The sequence below is a fragment of the Ruegeria sp. BC3 genome (genome assembly GCF_056539265.1).
In genome coordinates this window covers 702099-717085 of sequence record NZ_JBQFUP010000001.1, presented here as the reverse complement: position 1 = coordinate 717085, position 14987 = coordinate 702099, and the positions used below count along the sequence as shown (strand labels likewise).

General features: G+C 59.3%; 16 protein-coding genes. 11 read left to right on the top strand and 5 right to left on the bottom strand.

Annotated elements, in window-relative coordinates:
* Positions 1-62: 62 nt before the first annotated feature.
* The 3 genes from ACR0MV_RS03520 to ACR0MV_RS03510 are packed head-to-tail and all read left to right on the top strand — an operon-like array spanning position 63 to position 2067.
* Positions 63-266 carry a DUF2061 domain-containing protein gene (locus ACR0MV_RS03520; RefSeq protein ID WP_480700990.1) on the top strand — a complete coding sequence of 68 codons (204 nt, stop codon included), beginning with the start codon at positions 63-65 and terminating at the stop codon, positions 264-266.
* Entirely contained in the window at positions 259-1143 is an 885-nt protein-coding gene (locus ACR0MV_RS03515; RefSeq protein ID WP_480700989.1) for a fatty acid desaturase, read from the top strand. Before ACR0MV_RS03520 ends, ACR0MV_RS03515 begins: the two co-directional genes overlap by 8 nt.
* A gap of 21 nt (positions 1144-1164) precedes the next feature.
* Positions 1165-2067: an EamA family transporter gene (locus ACR0MV_RS03510; protein ID WP_480700988.1), complete on the top strand. Its 903-nt coding sequence runs from the start codon at positions 1165-1167 to the stop codon at positions 2065-2067.
* Here the strand turns inward: ACR0MV_RS03510 and ACR0MV_RS03505 are convergent.
* The 3 genes from ACR0MV_RS03505 to ACR0MV_RS03495 form a co-directional block, all read right to left on the bottom strand.
* The gene (locus ACR0MV_RS03505) at positions 2064-3422 is read right to left on the bottom strand and encodes a DEAD/DEAH box helicase (RefSeq protein WP_480700987.1); all 1359 of its coding nucleotides are present in this window, start codon (positions 3420-3422) and stop codon (positions 2064-2066) included. The genes ACR0MV_RS03510 and ACR0MV_RS03505 overlap by 4 nt on opposite strands.
* 184 nt (positions 3423-3606) lie before the next feature.
* Positions 3607-4512, bottom strand: coding sequence for a glycosyltransferase family 2 protein (locus ACR0MV_RS03500; RefSeq protein WP_480700986.1), 906 nt, complete (start codon positions 4510-4512; stop codon positions 3607-3609).
* Between the two features lie 165 nt (positions 4513-4677).
* Positions 4678-6285, bottom strand: a complete 1608-nt coding sequence (locus ACR0MV_RS03495; protein ID WP_480700985.1) for a peptide chain release factor 3 — start codon at positions 6283-6285, stop codon at positions 4678-4680.
* A gap of 108 nt (positions 6286-6393) precedes the next feature.
* Between ACR0MV_RS03495 and ACR0MV_RS03490 the strand changes: the two genes are divergently transcribed.
* The 8 genes from ACR0MV_RS03490 (at position 6394) to ACR0MV_RS03455 (ending at position 13820) form a co-directional block, all read left to right on the top strand.
* Positions 6394-6756, top strand: coding sequence for a SnoaL-like domain-containing protein (locus ACR0MV_RS03490; RefSeq protein WP_480700984.1), 363 nt, complete (start codon positions 6394-6396; stop codon positions 6754-6756).
* A 69-nt stretch (positions 6757-6825) separates the two neighbouring features.
* The gene (locus tag ACR0MV_RS03485; RefSeq protein WP_480700983.1) at positions 6826-7605 is read left to right on the top strand and encodes an SDR family oxidoreductase; all 780 of its coding nucleotides are present in this window, start codon (positions 6826-6828) and stop codon (positions 7603-7605) included.
* 2 nt (positions 7606-7607) lie between these two features.
* Complete coding sequence (locus ACR0MV_RS03480) at positions 7608-8720, top strand: hypothetical protein (RefSeq protein ID WP_480700982.1); 1113 nt, start codon at positions 7608-7610, stop codon at positions 8718-8720.
* Between the two features lie 105 nt (positions 8721-8825).
* Positions 8826-9872 carry a methyltransferase domain-containing protein gene (locus ACR0MV_RS03475; protein WP_480700981.1) on the top strand — a complete coding sequence of 349 codons (1047 nt, stop codon included), beginning with the start codon at positions 8826-8828 and terminating at the stop codon, positions 9870-9872.
* Between the two features lie 80 nt (positions 9873-9952).
* Complete coding sequence (locus ACR0MV_RS03470; RefSeq protein WP_170463363.1) at positions 9953-11038, top strand: ABC transporter ATP-binding protein; 1086 nt, start codon at positions 9953-9955, stop codon at positions 11036-11038.
* Positions 11039-11158: 120 nt separating this feature from the next.
* Positions 11159-11941 (top strand): 5'/3'-nucleotidase SurE, encoded by a 783-nt coding sequence (gene surE, locus ACR0MV_RS03465; protein WP_170424376.1) that lies wholly within the window; start codon positions 11159-11161, stop codon positions 11939-11941.
* Positions 11938-12588, top strand: a complete 651-nt coding sequence (locus ACR0MV_RS03460) for a protein-L-isoaspartate(D-aspartate) O-methyltransferase (RefSeq protein WP_170424378.1) — start codon at positions 11938-11940, stop codon at positions 12586-12588. Before surE ends, ACR0MV_RS03460 begins: the two co-directional genes overlap by 4 nt.
* 62 nt (positions 12589-12650) lie before the next feature.
* Complete coding sequence (locus ACR0MV_RS03455) at positions 12651-13820, top strand: peptidoglycan DD-metalloendopeptidase family protein (protein ID WP_480700980.1); 1170 nt, start codon at positions 12651-12653, stop codon at positions 13818-13820.
* Positions 13821-13831: 11 nt separating this feature from the next.
* Here the strand turns inward: ACR0MV_RS03455 and ACR0MV_RS03450 are convergent, their stop codons facing one another.
* Both ACR0MV_RS03450 and ACR0MV_RS03445 read right to left on the bottom strand, forming a co-directional pair.
* Positions 13832-14503 carry a helix-turn-helix transcriptional regulator gene (locus tag ACR0MV_RS03450; RefSeq protein WP_480700979.1) on the bottom strand — a complete coding sequence of 224 codons (672 nt, stop codon included), beginning with the start codon at positions 14501-14503 and terminating at the stop codon, positions 13832-13834.
* Positions 14504-14518: 15 nt separating this feature from the next.
* Positions 14519-14827 (bottom strand): hypothetical protein, encoded by a 309-nt coding sequence (locus tag ACR0MV_RS03445; RefSeq protein ID WP_170424384.1) that lies wholly within the window; start codon positions 14825-14827, stop codon positions 14519-14521.
* Between the last annotated feature and the right edge of the window lie 160 nt (positions 14828-14987).

Here is a 14987-nt window from a genome sequence, read left to right as displayed (position 1 = left end):
GAATTTTCAACCTACGCCGCGATCCGTAATTCTTAAACCATAACAACAATATGGGTGACGGAATGGAAACGCGACGAAGATCGGTCGTGAAGGCAGTGCTATGGAATGCGATGGGCTTGGCCGTAATGACGGTGGTGGGTCTGGTCGCGACGGGCTCGGCAGCTGTAGGTGGGACACTGGCGCTTGTGAACACCGCAATCGGCCTGACCATGTACGTGATTTACGAACGTATCTGGGCCGGGATCTCGTGGGGTCGCAATGTCTGAGCGTCCGGGACCCGAGTGGGGCACTTTCGCCCTGATCCTCACGTGTTATGCGGCATGGCTCATGGTGATTTTCGCATTGCCGATCTGGCTGGCAATCCCGGCCATGGGGCTGGTTGCAGCGCTGCATTCGTCGCTGACGCATGAGGCGCTGCACGGCCACCCGTTTCGCGCCCGTTGGCTGAATGAGGCGCTGATGGCGCTGCCGCTGACGTTGTTCATCCCCTACAACCGGTTCCGCGACCTGCATTTGGCTCATCATCGCGATGCGACCTTGACCGACCCCTATGACGACCCCGAGTCGAACTATCTGGACCCCAAGGTCTGGAACGCTCTGACCGGCTGGCAGAGGAAGCTGCTACGGGCGAATAACACGCTGCTTGGGCGAATGGTTCTGGGGCCAGCGATAGGTCAGTACACGTTCCTACGCGATGAGCTGCGCGGAGCCATGCGTGGGGAAGGGACCATACTGCGGGCCTGGGCGCTCCATCTGGTTGGGGTGGCCGTCGTTCTGTGGATCGTCTCTCTGTCCCCGATGCCGATTTGGGCTTTTGTTCTGTCGGCATACATTGGGCTGGGGCTGGTCAAGATTCGCACCTTTCTGGAACACCGGGCGCATGAAAACTCCAGCGCCCGTACGGTGATCATTGAAGATCGGGGAGTTTTGGCGTTTCTGTTTTTGAACAATAACCTACACGTCGTTCATCACATGAACCCAGGCGCCCCATGGTACCGGTTGCCAGCGCTGTATCGCGCGGGAAAGGACCGCTATCTGGCCAGCAACGAGGCCTATGTCTACCGCTCTTACGGGCAGGTTTTCCGCTCGTACTTTTGGCGCGCGAAAGATCCGGTGGCGCATCCGCTCTGGCCAAAGGGTTGATTTGCCGACACAAGAGAGTCCATGAGTTTGTGGGTTCCCGTCACCATCGCCGCCGCGACGTTTCAGACCGTGCGGTTCATGCTGCAAAAATCACTCAGCACTGTGAAACTCTCGGCGGCGGGGGCGACATTTGCGCGCTTTGCCTATTCCATGCCTTTGGCGGTGCTGGGATTAATCGTGGCGATGCAGATCACGGGTTTCAGCCTGCCGCCTTTGACCGGGTGGTTCTGGTTGTTTGCGGCGATCGGTGGGACGTCGCAAATTCTGGCGACCATTTGTGTGGTGGCCTTGTTCAAACAGCGCAACTTCGCGGTTGGTATCACGTTCAAAAAAACTGAGGTCATCCAAACAGCCATCGTCGGTTTTCTGGTGTTGGGCGACAAAGTGTCTGCGGGAGCCTTGTTTGCCATTGTTCTCGGTTTGATGGCGGTTCTCTTGCTATCAAAAAATCCCGGTGGTGATGGGGCTTGGTGGGCGAACCTCACCAACCGGGCATCGCGCCTTGGGTTGGGGTCAGGCGTTCTGTTTGCCTTCTCATCCGTCAGCTATCGCGGTGCATCTTTGGAACTGGGTGATATAGATGCCTGGTATCGGGCGTTGATCACGCTGGCCGTTGTGGTCTCGTTCCAGTTCCTCAGTATGGGTCTGTGGCTGCTGTGGCGCGATAGGGCAGAACTGCGGGCGGTGTGGGAGACGCGCAAGACCGGCGTTTTTGTCGGAATCACAAGCCTTTGCGGGTCGTTTTGCTGGTTCTTTGCGTTCACGCTTCAAAACGCAGCCTACGTCAAAGCGCTGGGGCAGGTAGAGCTGATCCTCAGCCTGTTTGCCTCGATCCTGTTTTTCAGGGAAAGTATAGCCCGGCGTGAGATCGCCGGGATGGCATTGCTTGGTGTATCGATACTGGCGCTGGTGCTGGCGATTTAGCCAGCGCGACGCTCATCAAAGCTGAGGGCGATGAAGCTGGGCAGGTGATCGCCCATTCCGACAACCGCTGGTCCGCCGTCGTCTCGACGCCCACGACCTTTGGAGTCCTTGTCCTTTTTGCGGTCGCCGCGTTTGTTGTCGGTTTTCTTGCCTTCGGAAGATTTGGCTTTCTTCTCGGGCTTCGGCGTTTCGTCCTTGGGCTCTTCCTTGATCGGGTTTTCGATCCGCGGAATGTCCTTCTGGATCAGTTTTTCGATCGCATCCAGCGCCTTTTCATCACGCTTCGAACAGATCGTGATGGCTTTGCCTTCGCGCCCGGCGCGGCCTGTACGGCCAATGCGGTGCACGTAGTCCTCAGCATGGCCGGGGACGTCGAAATTGAACACGTGGCTTACCGACGGGATGTCCAGGCCACGGGCGGCCACATCAGACGCGACAAGCAACCGTAGGGAGCCGTCCCGGAACCCGTCCAGCGTTTTCATACGCTGCGACTGGTCCAGATCGCCGTGGATGGCGGCTGCGTTATAGCCATATTTCTTCAGCGACTTCGCGCAGATATCCACGTCTGTCTTGCGGTTGCAGAAGATGATCGCGTTTGTGCACTTATCACCTTCGGCATCGATCAGCGCGCGCAGGGTCTTGCGCTTGGCGCTGGCCTCGCGATCACGGCGACCGCTTTTGAACATGACCACGCCCTGTTCAATGGTCTCGGACGCGGTGGCCTGACGGGCGACCTCGATCCGGGCCGGGGCCGACAGGAAAGTGTCGGTGATCCGCTCAATCTCGGACGCCATTGTGGCCGAGAAGAAAAGCGTCTGGCGCGTGAAGGGTGTCAGCGAGAAGATGCGCTCGATATCGGGGATGAACCCCATATCCAGCATCCGGTCGGCCTCATCCACCACCATGATCTGAACGCCGGTCAGCAAAAGCTTGCCACGTTCGAAATGGTCCAGCAGACGGCCCGGGGTAGCGATCAGTACATCCACACCACGGTCGATCAGCGCTTCTTGTTCCTTGAAGCTGACACCGCCGATCAACAGCGCCTTGGTCAGTTTCAGGTGCTTGGTATAGGTGTCGAAGTTTTCCGCGACTTGCGCGGCCAATTCCCGCGTGGGGCACAGCACCAGCGAACGCGGCATCCGCGCACGTGCGCGACCACGGGCCAGCAGAGTGATCATTGGCAGCGTGAAGCTAGCGGTTTTGCCGGTACCCGTCTGTGCGATCCCCAGCACATCGCGCCCTTCAAGCGCGGGGGGGATGGCACCCTCCTGAATCGGAGTGGGCGTTTCGTATCCGGCTTCCTCAATGGCTTTGAGGACCTTCGGGTTCAGGTTCAGTTCGTTAAATTTTGTCATGTATGTCCGGTTTTTGCGGACACTAGACCTGGCCCGCGCGTCAATGGAGTGCCGGGCCCGGATGGCCATGCGCTGTCAGGCACATTTCGGCTTTGCGCGGACATAACAAAATCATGAGGCAGGGTCAAATGAAGAGCCTTTAACCTAACGTCGCCAAAGGTCGCTGCTGATTTTTCGCAACAATTCAGCAGCTTCCGGGAAAGTGTTTCGCGATCTTGGTGTCCAGATCCAAGGGCCTGTGGCGGATCAGACCGTATTCTTGCAACCGCGCACGGACGTCGGGGTCGGCACCGCTGATCTCATCATAAAAAGCGCGCAGGCCGTCCGGGCCTTGTTCTTCTTCGATCCAGCTGAACAGTTCATTTTTGTTCAGCCCGCCCAATTCGCGTGGGACGTTGGGGGACATGCCTGGCTGATACGATCCACGGTCCATTCTAAACGCATAGTGGGCCATCCAATGATCCCAGTCCGGAGCATGTCGGTGGCACAGCTCCAACCCCGGCAGTTCGAACTTGCAGGGCAAAAGCTCTTTGTTTTGGAAAAGGTTATGGATGCGGAAGTTTAGCTTTTCCATGCCGGTGCGAACAAACAGCTTGCCCTGAACATGGCTGAGGAACCCACCCAGAACAAATTCACCATAGTTGGGGTATAGTGACTGCACCAGCGCCGAGCGGTCTGGCCCACTTGGGATATGGGCCTTGTACAAATCCTCGCCGCCAGCCATGGCCTCCATCGGTCGCACACGGACGGCTGGTTTTTCTTCAGGAACCGATTGAAGCTGCTCTTTGATGGGCTTGTCGGACCACAGAAATTCATCGACATCGATATGCGCCAGCCAGTCCAGATCGGTGTTGCGATAGGCGAATGTCGCGTGCAGCGTCTGGCGCACCTGATGCCGCTCGGGTCGGTTTCGACTGCGTTTTTCCCAGAAGGCGTCGTCGCAGATTCGCGCCCTGATCTTTGGATGCCTGCGCAGCGCTCGATGCGCCTGCCGGTTGGGTTCGTCCAAGTAGATGTACAGATAGTCCGCACCCAGATCGAGGTGATGGGCGGCGAAACCAAGGATGTCCCTGGTCGGGCCGCGGAGCATGGACACGATCCCCCAAGTGGTCATGACCCACCTGTACCATCGGCGCGTTGCCGACGGGTTTTCTCAGCACAAACGCCTGGCAAGCAGCGCGATAGCATCAGGACTGTGTCAGTCATGCGCCCAAGCTTGCACAAGGTATGTTCCCTGTGCAATCAGCTAGTTGCGTCACGCCATCATCTCTTTTGTGGCCGTCAGGCTCAGCTCGGGATAGTCACGCACAACGCGGTCGATGTCCCACTGCAGGCGCGTCAGATAGACGATGTCGCCGTCATGGTCATGCGCGATGTGCTGCTTGTTGGCGTTCACGAACTTGTCGACCTCGGCCTTGTCACCGGTGACCCAACGGGCCGAGGTGAACTGAGACGCCTCGAAGCGTACGGGCAGGCCGTACTCCATCTCAATCCGGCTGGCGAGCACTTCGAACTGTAGCGCGCCGACGACGCCGACGATAAAGCCCGACCCGATCGAGGGTTTGAACACCTTGGCCGCGCCTTCCTCGGCGAATTGCATCAGCGCCTTTTCCAGATGTTTGGCTTTCAGCGGATCACCCGCACGGACGGTTTGCAGCAGTTCCGGCGCGAAGGAGGGGATGCCAGTCACGCGTAGCGCCTCGCCCTCGGTCAGCGTATCACCGATGCGCAGCTGGCCGTGGTTGGGGATGCCGATGATGTCACCCGCCCAGGCCTCTTCGGCCAATTCCCGGTCAGAGGCGAGGAACAATACGGGGTTCGAAATCGCCATCGGCTTTTTCGACCGCACATGGGTCAGCTTCATGCCGCGCTTGAAATGCCCCGAGGCCATGCGTACGAATGCCACGCGGTCGCGGTGCTTGGGGTCCATATTGGCCTGCACCTTGAAGACAAAGCCTGCGACCTTTTTCTCGTCCGGTGAAATCTGACGCGGTTCAGCGGATTGAATCTGCGGTTGCGGACCATACGCTCCGATGCCTTCCATCAGTTCCTTCACACCGAACGAGTTGATCGCCGAGCCGAACCAGATCGGGGTCATGTGACCTTCCAGCACCGCCTGTGGGTCAAGGGCAGGCAGAAGTTCGCGCGCCATCTCGACCTCTTCCAGCAGCCTGTCCAGCAGATGCTCGGGTACGTGTTCGGCGAGCTTGGGGTCATCAAGACCGTTAATTTCGATGCTTTCGGCCACCTTGTTGCGGTCGGCGCGGTCCATCAGTTCCAACCGGTCACGCAGCATGTCATAGCAGCCGATGAAATCGCGCCCGACACCGATAGGCCACGCGGCGGGCGTGACGTCGATGGCCAGCATTTCCTGAATTTCGTCGATGATCTCGAACGTATCGCGGCTTTCGCGGTCCATCTTGTTACAGAAGGTCAGGATCGGCAGATCGCGCAGGCGGCAGACCTCGAACAGTTTCTGCGTCTGGCTTTCCACACCTTTCGCGCCGTCGATGACCATCACGGCCGCGTCAACAGCGGTTAGCGTGCGATAGGTATCTTCGGAGAAATCCGAGTGACCGGGCGTGTCCACCAGATTGAACCGGAAGTCCCCATAATCGAACGACATCGCCGATGCCGAAACCGAGATACCGCGATCTTTCTCCATCTGCATGAAGTCCGAGCGTGTCCGCCGGGCCTCGCCCTTGGCGCGCACCTGACCGGCCATCTGAATCGCGCCCCCGTACAACAGGAACTTTTCAGTCAGCGTCGTCTTGCCCGCATCCGGGTGCGAGATGATTGCGAATGTCCGGCGCCGAGCGATCTCGGGCGGCAAAACGGGTTGGTTTGAGGCGGTATCAAGCATGAACGCGCGTATATGCGGGGAATCCTGCCGAAGCAAGACAAAGGGCTGTTCAGAATCGTCTGCATGTGGCAATGAGAACATATAGTGAACAAATAATGGAGAAGCCCAATGGATTTGAAGCAAATTGCAGAAGAATTAGTCGCCGGATGCCGGGAAGGTCGCGCCAAGGAAAACTTGGACAAGCTTTATGCCACAGACGCCGTTTCAGTTGAAGCAGCCGATGCCATGGGCATGGGGCGCGAAGCCGCGGGCCGTGATGCGATCCGGGGCAAGCATGAGTGGTGGGAAGGCGCGCATGATGTGACCGGCGCGTCGGTGAGCGATCCGTTCCTGCACGGCGACGACCGCTTTGCCGTGATCTTCGAAGTAAGCGGAACCGTAAAGGAAAGCGGTGACAGCTTCGATATGCGCGAGGTGGCAGTTTACCACGTCGCGGATGGCAAGATCGTGCGTGAAGAGTTCTTTTACTGATCCCCAATCGGCTTCTGGTCTTCCCTGAAAGGCTGGTGCTAGATGTGCGGCAAAGACAGGGAGGATCGGATGGATCTGGGAATCAAAGGAAAACGCGCGCTGGTTTGTGCCAGCAGCAAGGGCCTTGGGCTGGGCTGTGCCGAGGCTTTGGCCGCAGCGGGTGTCGATCTGGTAATGAATGCGCGTGGGGCCGAGGCTTTGGAAGCGTCCGCCGAAAGCATCCGCGCGGCGCATGGTGTTCAGGTTCAGACCATTGCCTGCGATGTGACCTCGGCCGAGGGGCAGGCGCAGGTGATCGAAGCGGCGCAGGGTGTTGATATTCTTGTGACAAACGCGGGTGGTCCGCCTCCGGGCTTGTGGTCGGATTGGGATCGGGACGATTTCATCAAGGCGTTGGATTCCAACATGCTGACGCCGATTGCGTTCATGAAGGCGCTGCTGCCGAGTATGATGGACAAAGGCTGGGGCCGGGTGGTCAACATCACGTCGCAGTCCGTGCGGGCTCCGATCCCGGCTTTGGGCCTGTCAAACGCGGCGCGCACTGGTCTGACTGGCTATGTGGCCGGGACGGCGCGTCAGGTCGCACCCAAGGGGGTGACGATCAACAACCTGCTGCCGGGTATTCATGCCACAGATCGGGCCAATTCGTTGGATGGCGGAGTTGCGGCGCAGAAAGGGATCTCGATTGACGAGGCCCGGACGCAACGCGAGGCGACGATTCCGGCGCGCCGTTACGGTACTCGGCAAGAATTCGGAGCGGCCTGCGCCTTCCTGTGCTCTCAACATGCCGGGTTCATCGTCGGGCAAAACATCCTGCTGGATGGCGGCGCGACCAATCTGACGATATAACAATGGCTCAGAACTTTTCGGCTAAGGATCAGCTGTTTAACGAAGAAAAGACCCGCTATCTGGCGGGGCTCTTTGCCGGTGCTGACGCGTCCTTTGACGCCGATGCGTTTCACGCGCAGGTCATGTCACGCCTGCTGGACCTTGAGCTGAAAGAACGGATGGTCTGGATCGCCGAGTGCCTGCAACAGGCCATTCCCGGTGATCTGCCCGAGGTCGCACCAATGTTGCTGCGCGCCTTGCCACCGCCTTTGGATCCCAGCAAGACAGATGACGATTTTGGTGATTTCATCTTTGCGCCTTTGGGCGACTGGGTTGTTGCTGTGGGTCTAGATCATCCAGAGCTGGCGTTGGATGTGCTGGAAGAGATTACTCAAAGGTTTTCAATGGAATGGGCCATCCGCCCGTTCCTGAATGCCTACCAGGAGCAAGTGCTGTCCCGGATGGATGCGTGGTGCGCCCATGACAGTTACCATGTGCGCCGTCTGGTCAGTGAGGGCACCCGCCCACGATTGCCATGGGGGCAGGCGGTGGGGTTGGACCTAAAAGATCCGCTGCCATTGCTGGACCGGCTTCATGCCGATGGTACCCGGTATGTCACGCGGTCCGTCGCGAACCACCTGAACGATATCACCAAGAAAGACCCCGATCTGGTGCTGGACCGATTGCAGGTTTGGGCCGAAGACGCGCAACAGGACCGCGCCGAGTTGGAGTGGATGACCACTCATACCTTACGTGGGCTTGTGAAATCCGGTCATCCGCGCGCGATGAAAATGCTGGGGTTCGACCCGGACGCGGACATCCGCGCGGATATCGAGATCATCGATGAAGCACGGATTGGCGGGGCGCTGGAGTTCGATGTGGCGCTGAGCGGGACAGGAAACCAGCCGGTTCTGGTTGATTATATCGTTCATTTTCAGCGTCCTGGTGGAAAAACTTCAGCTAAGGTTCACAAGTTGAAGCAGGCCGTACTGAAGGACGGTGCCTTGACGCTGAGCAAAAAGCATAAGCTCAAGGGCGACGCGACTACGTTCAAACTTGTCCCCGGCGCGCATCGGCTAGAGATACAGGTGAACGGTCAGGTCCGCGCGGGTGTTGACTTCGAACTGCTGGCTTAGTGCCCAGATATCCTCACGCTTTCGTCAGATCGCAATCGCCCGGATTGCACCACACGCGGCGCTGCATTAGCTGCAAAGCAGCAATCAGACAGAAGGGTAGCCGCGATGAAGCATGAATCAGTGCAGAATTACTATGGCGAGGTCCTGCAGGGCAGCGCGGATTTGCAGACCAACGCGTGCTGCACTCCGGATGACATGCCGGATCACCTCAAGAAAACCCTGTCGAAAATCCACGACGATGTGCTGACCCGCTACTATGGCTGCGGCCTGATCGCGCCGCTGGACCTTGAAGGGATGAGCATTCTGGACCTCGGCTGCGGTGCCGGACGGGATGTGTGCGCATTGTCCGAAATGGTGGGCGAAAAAGGCCGCGTCGTGGGCGTGGACATGACGCCCGAGCAATTGGACGTCGCGCGCGCGCATCAGGACTTTCACGCGCAGGCGTTTGGGCATGCGGCGTCGAATGTGGAATTCCACCACGGCTATATCGAAAAGCTGGATGAGCTGGATCTTGAGCCTGGGTCTTTCGACATCATCGTGTCGAACTGCGTGATCAACCTGGCCACCGACAAAGACGCCGTCCTGCGTGGCGCGCATCGGCTGCTGAAAGACGGTGGCGAGATGTATTTCTCGGACGTCTATGCAGACCGTCGCGTGCCGCAGGAAATGGCTGAAGATGAAGTTCTGTACGGTGAGTGCCTGTCGGGTGCGCTGTACTGGAACGACTTCCTGTCGATGTCCCGCAAGGCCGGTTTTGGCGATCCGCGCCGCGTCACGCACCGTCCGTTGACCATCGAGAATCCGGTTCTGGAAGAGCGCGTCGCGCCCTTGAAATTCCTGTCGGCCACTTACCGACTGTTCAAACTGCCCGAACTGGAGCCCGCGTGCGAGGATTATGGTCAGGCCGTGATCTACAAGGGCACCATCCCGAACGCGCCGCACTTGTTCGAACTGGATGACCACCACGCGATTGAGGCGGGCAAAGTGTTTCCCGTCTGTGGCAACACCTGGATGATGCTGAAAGACACGCGGTTTGCGCGACATTTTGAATTCATCGGCGATTTCTCAACCCATTATGGAATCTTCGAAGGCTGCGGCGGCGAAAGCCCGTTTGAAGCCACCGGCGATGCCGCATCGGGCGGGTGCTGCTGATCTCTTGCGCCTGAGGGGCGGGGTTGTTATCCCCGCCTAAGCCCGATGGAATTGATCGGGAAAGGCAACGGGGTCCATCGGTGACAGAAAACGCAACTCCTCCTCGGCTGGAAATCCGAAACCTGATCGCCCGGTATGAGGGGCGGGTCGTGGTGGACAATGTCTCGCTGACGGTGCAGGCGGGGCAGGTGACCTGTCTTTTGGGCCCGTCGGGCTGCGGCAAGTCCACGACGCTGCGTATGATCGCCGGTGTCGAGATGCAGGAATCCGGTGAAATCTATGTCGATGGCAAGCTGATCTGCGATACGGTATTTCGGGTTCCGCCCGAGCGGCGTGAGATCGGCCTGATGTTTCAGGACTTTGCCCTGTTTCCGCATCTCAGCGTGTCCGACAACGTGGCCTTTGGCCTGAAGGGGCACAGGGACGAAAAGCGAGCCCGCGTCGAAGAGTTGCTGACCAAGGTCGATCTGATGCGTTTTATCGACGAATACCCGCATCATCTGTCAGGTGGCGAACAGCAAAGGGTGGCTCTGGCACGTGCCTTGGCGCCGCGTCCGCGGATCATGCTGATGGACGAGCCGTTCTCAGGCCTCGACAACCGCCTGCGCGATGGTATCCGGGATGAGACGCTGGCGATCCTCAAAGAAGAGGACGCGGCCGTTGTTCTGGTCACGCATGAGCCCGAAGAGGCGATGCGCATGGCCGACGAGATTGCCCTGATGCGCCGCGGAAAAATCGTTCAGCAAGGCGCGCCCTACAATGTTTACACCCGACCGGCGGACAAAGCTGCGGTCGCTTTCTTTAGTGATGTCAATGTATTGCCCGCCAAAGTGAATGGAGCTTTGGCGGAAACGCCCTTTGGGCAGTTTCTGGCACCGGGTGTACCCGACAATACCGATGTCGAGATTGTATTCCGGCCCCAACACGTGCGCCTGGATTTTGACCGCAATGGCAAGGGGCCATTGCCTACGCCGACCGACGGCGTTGCCGCGCGAGGAGTGGTCGAACGGGCACGGTTTCTGGGTAATGAAAGCCTTGTCGAGTTTCGAATGGACTATGACGGCTCGATCCTCAAAGCCACTGTTCCAAATGTCTTTGTCCCCAGTCCGGGGCGGGTGATGTGGCTGACAATCCGCCGCGACAAGTGTTTCGTATTCCCGGTTTAGGGTCTGGTGTGACAGTTTAGCGCCAAGTGGTGCGCGAAAGCCTCAGATTGCGGGTGCGCTTTGCTTGCCGCCACGCGGGGGCATCATTATCAAGGTCAAAACGCTGGGATGGATGGGGCGATGCGTATTCTTCTGACCAATGATGACGGGATCAATGCTCCGGGGCTGATCGCGCTTGAGGCAATTGCCGCCGATCTGGCAGGCCCTGATGGCGAAATCTGGGTTGTGGCCCCGGCCTTCGAGCAATCCGGGGTTGGTCACTGCATCAGCTATACCCACCCGATGATGGTCGCCAAGCTGGGCGAGCGCCGCTATGCCGCCGAGGGGTCTCCGGCGGATTGCGTGCTGGCAGGATTGCACGACGTCATGAAAGATACGCCGCCCGATCTGGTTTTGTCGGGTGTGAACCGAGGCAACAATTCAGCGGAAAACACGCTTTATTCCGGTACGATCGGTGGCGCGATGGAAGCCGCCCTGCAAGGCGTTCCGGCCATTGCGCTGTCGCAATACTTTGGCCCGCGTAATCTGGGGCTGGACGATCCATTCGAAACCGCAACGCGGTTCGGGGCCGACCTTGTGCGTCGCATTCTGGACGCAACACCATCTGAGCAGGGCGATTACCGGTTGTTTTACAACGTGAATTTCCCGCCCGTGCCTGCAGATGAGGTCAAGGGCACGCGTATTGCTGCTCAGGGTTATCGGCGCGATACGCGGTTCTCGGTCGAGCCGCACAGTTCCCCCTCGGGGCGTCGATTCCTGTGGATCAAGGGGGGGTATCAGCATAACCCGACTGCGCCCGGTACCGACGCGGCGGTCAATCTGGATGGCTACATTTCGGTCACGCCGATGCGCGCGGATTTGACGGCGCATGATATGCTGGATCAACTGAAGACGATCGAATGACCGGACCTGATCCAGAAACCACCATGCAGTTCCTCTTTGCCCTGCGCTCTCGCGGGGTGACGGATGCGCGCGTTCTGGCCGCGATGGAGCAGGTCGACCGTGGCCGTTTCGTCAAAGGTCTGTTCGCCGAGCGCGCCTACGAGGACACGCCGCTGCCAATTGCCTGCGGACAGACGATCAGCCAGCCCTCTGTTGTGGGGCTGATGACGCAGGCGCTGGATGTGCGGCCTCGGGATACAGTGCTGGAGGTTGGTACGGGCTCGGGCTATCAGGCTGCGATCCTGTCAAAGCTCGCGCGCCGGGTTTACACCGTGGAACGCCATAAGCGGCTGGTGCGCGAAACCTCGGACCTATTCCGCGAGTTGGGACTGACCAATGTGACTGCAATGCTGTCGGATGGATCCTTCGGGCTGCAGGAACAAGCGCCCTTTGATCGTATCATTGTGACCGCCGCTGCCGAGGACCCGCCCGGGCCGCTCTTGGCGCAGCTTAAAATCGGCGGTATCATGGTGTTGCCGGTGGGACAGTCGGATGCGGTTCAGACCCTGATCCGGGTCAGACGCACCGAAACCGGTCTGGACTATGACGAATTGTTGCCCGTCCGTTTTGTGCCCCTGCTAGAGGGGCTTGGCAAAGACGAGGCGTGAAGTAATATTTGCGATAAGCGCTGGAACCCCGGACAACAGGGGCAGGCGATGAGGACAGAAAAATGAGAGCAGTTTCCAAATCAGCAATCGCGGCAGGTGTGGCCTCTTTGGCGGTCCTTGCGGGATGCGAAGGCCCCATAGACTATGACCTGCGCGGCAATGTGGGTGGGTTTTCCACGGCGGATGCGGCGCAGGCGGCCACCGCTAACAGGCCTGCACCTGATGCGCGCGGCGTGATCACTTATCCCAACTATCAGGTGGTCGTCGCCCGGCGCGGCGACACGGTCGGAGATGTGGCCGCTCGGGTCGGCCTGCCAGCTGAAGAAGTCGCGCGGTTCAATGGGTTGCAAGCCGCAGATCAACTGCGCGACGGCGAAGTTGTTGCTTTGCCCCGAACGGTCAGCGCCGCCAACTCGGTCGATATTGCATCGATTGCAGGGGCCGCGATTGATGAGGCCCCGGCAGATGGCACAGTTCGCACGGCGACCTTGCAGCCGGCGCAATCGGCTGCAACGCCCGCTCCGGCACCTGCGCCAGCGGCGTCCGGGCCAGAGCCTATTCGTCACAAGGTCAAGCGTGGCGAAACCGCTTATACGATCGCGCGGCTTTATGATGTGCCGGTCGATGCGCTGGCCGAGTGGAACGGGCTGGGGTCTGACTTCACCGTGCGTGAAGGTCAGTTCCTGCTGATCCCGGTCAAGAACCAGCCCGCACCGCGACAAGCTGCGGCGGCGACGGTTCCCGCGACCACGATCACGCAGCCGGGGCAGGGGTCTCCCACGCCAACACCTCCAAGCGCGACGCAACCCTTGCCGGATGAGGTGATCGCACCGGCGGAACCTGCGCCGGACGTCACGGCTGAGGCTCCGACAAACCAAAGCAATTCCGCCTTGGGCATGCCTGTCACCGGAACGATCATTCGAACCTATGAAAAAGGAAAGAACGAAGGGATCGATATTGCGTCCTCTCCGGGTACCCGTGTGAACGCAGCGGCTGCGGGCACGGTGGCGGCCATTACGGCGGACGCGGATCAGGTGCCGATCATCGTGGTGAAGCACAACAGCGACCTGCTGACTGTTTACGCGAACGTTGAAGGTATCACCGTGAAAAAGGGTGACCGGGTCAAGCGCGGCCAAAAGATCGCGTCCTTGCGCGGCGGGGACAATGCCTATGTCCACTTTGAGGTGCGCAAGGGGTTCGAATCCGTCGATCCCGAACCCTATCTGAGGTGACCGTGAAACCGTCAGGCGTGCGGGTCGTAATCGCTCAAACGCTTGCCGGGTTCATCCGCAAAAACCTCGGGCAGGGGTGAGACGCTTTCGATAAGGTCGATCCGAAATACACGGAAGCCCTCACGCAGTTCGCACCATGCGGTCAGGGTCCAAACGCGCCCCCAGTATTCCATGTGCAGGGGGCGTATCACCCGTTCGGTCAGAACTCCGTCAATTCGACGATAGGACAATCGCAGCTTTTGCCGCGATTTGATGGCGGCGCGGATCGGAGCCATATGCGCCAACCCACGTGCCGCATCGGCAAACGGATAAACAGCGAATTTCCAACCGTCGGCCTCGGCCACGACCTGTGTGGGTAGAACAGCGTCGATCTTGTCGGCCAGCGACTCGGCTGCGGCTTTGAGGTCTGGGTCGGCAGCTTCGGCGACGATGGCCATCCCGAGGTTCAGGGCTTCGAGTTCGGCCGGGGTCAGGTTCAGCGGGGGCAGGGTGATCTGCTCGCGCACCATGTAACCAACGCCGCGCTCGCCCTCGACCGGGACTCCCGAAGCGACCAGAGTGTCCATGTCGCGATAGATCGTACGAACCGACACCTCAAGTCGGTCCGCGATGTCCTGCGCGCGGTGCAGTTTGCCGTCGCGCAGGATCTGGATGATATCGAACAGCCGATCAGTGCGGCGCATGGGGTCTCCTGTGGGTCATGACGCCCCAATGGTCCAATGGATCGCATCATGGCGCATGTTCACCGTGTCGGGCGCGATTGCGGCCATCACCGCAGGGGCGAAGTCCTGCTGGGGAAAGGCGGCCGCGGCGGCCTGGGCGCAGTCCATGTCGGCCCATATGACCGTGTCGGTCCACTGTCCGTCCTCACCCGCGCTGAGACGGCGGAAGACAAAGCCCTCGGCGTTCCGAACAAAGGACTCTGTGCGCTTCATGATGGTCACGAACTCCTCCTTGGTTACATCGGTTGCCAGTTTGAAGGTTACGGTTTCTGCGATTTGTGTCACGTGGTGCTCCTGTTAGCTGAGACAGGTGCGTTCTAGGCCTTTGCAACTGACATAAACCTGTCAGTTGTGTTTTGCCAGCCCCCAAAATTCTTGTGATCTGTTCAAATTTGCTGCGAGAAACGGCGCGACACGCTTTTGCGTTGGCGCGCGCGGGCGTAAA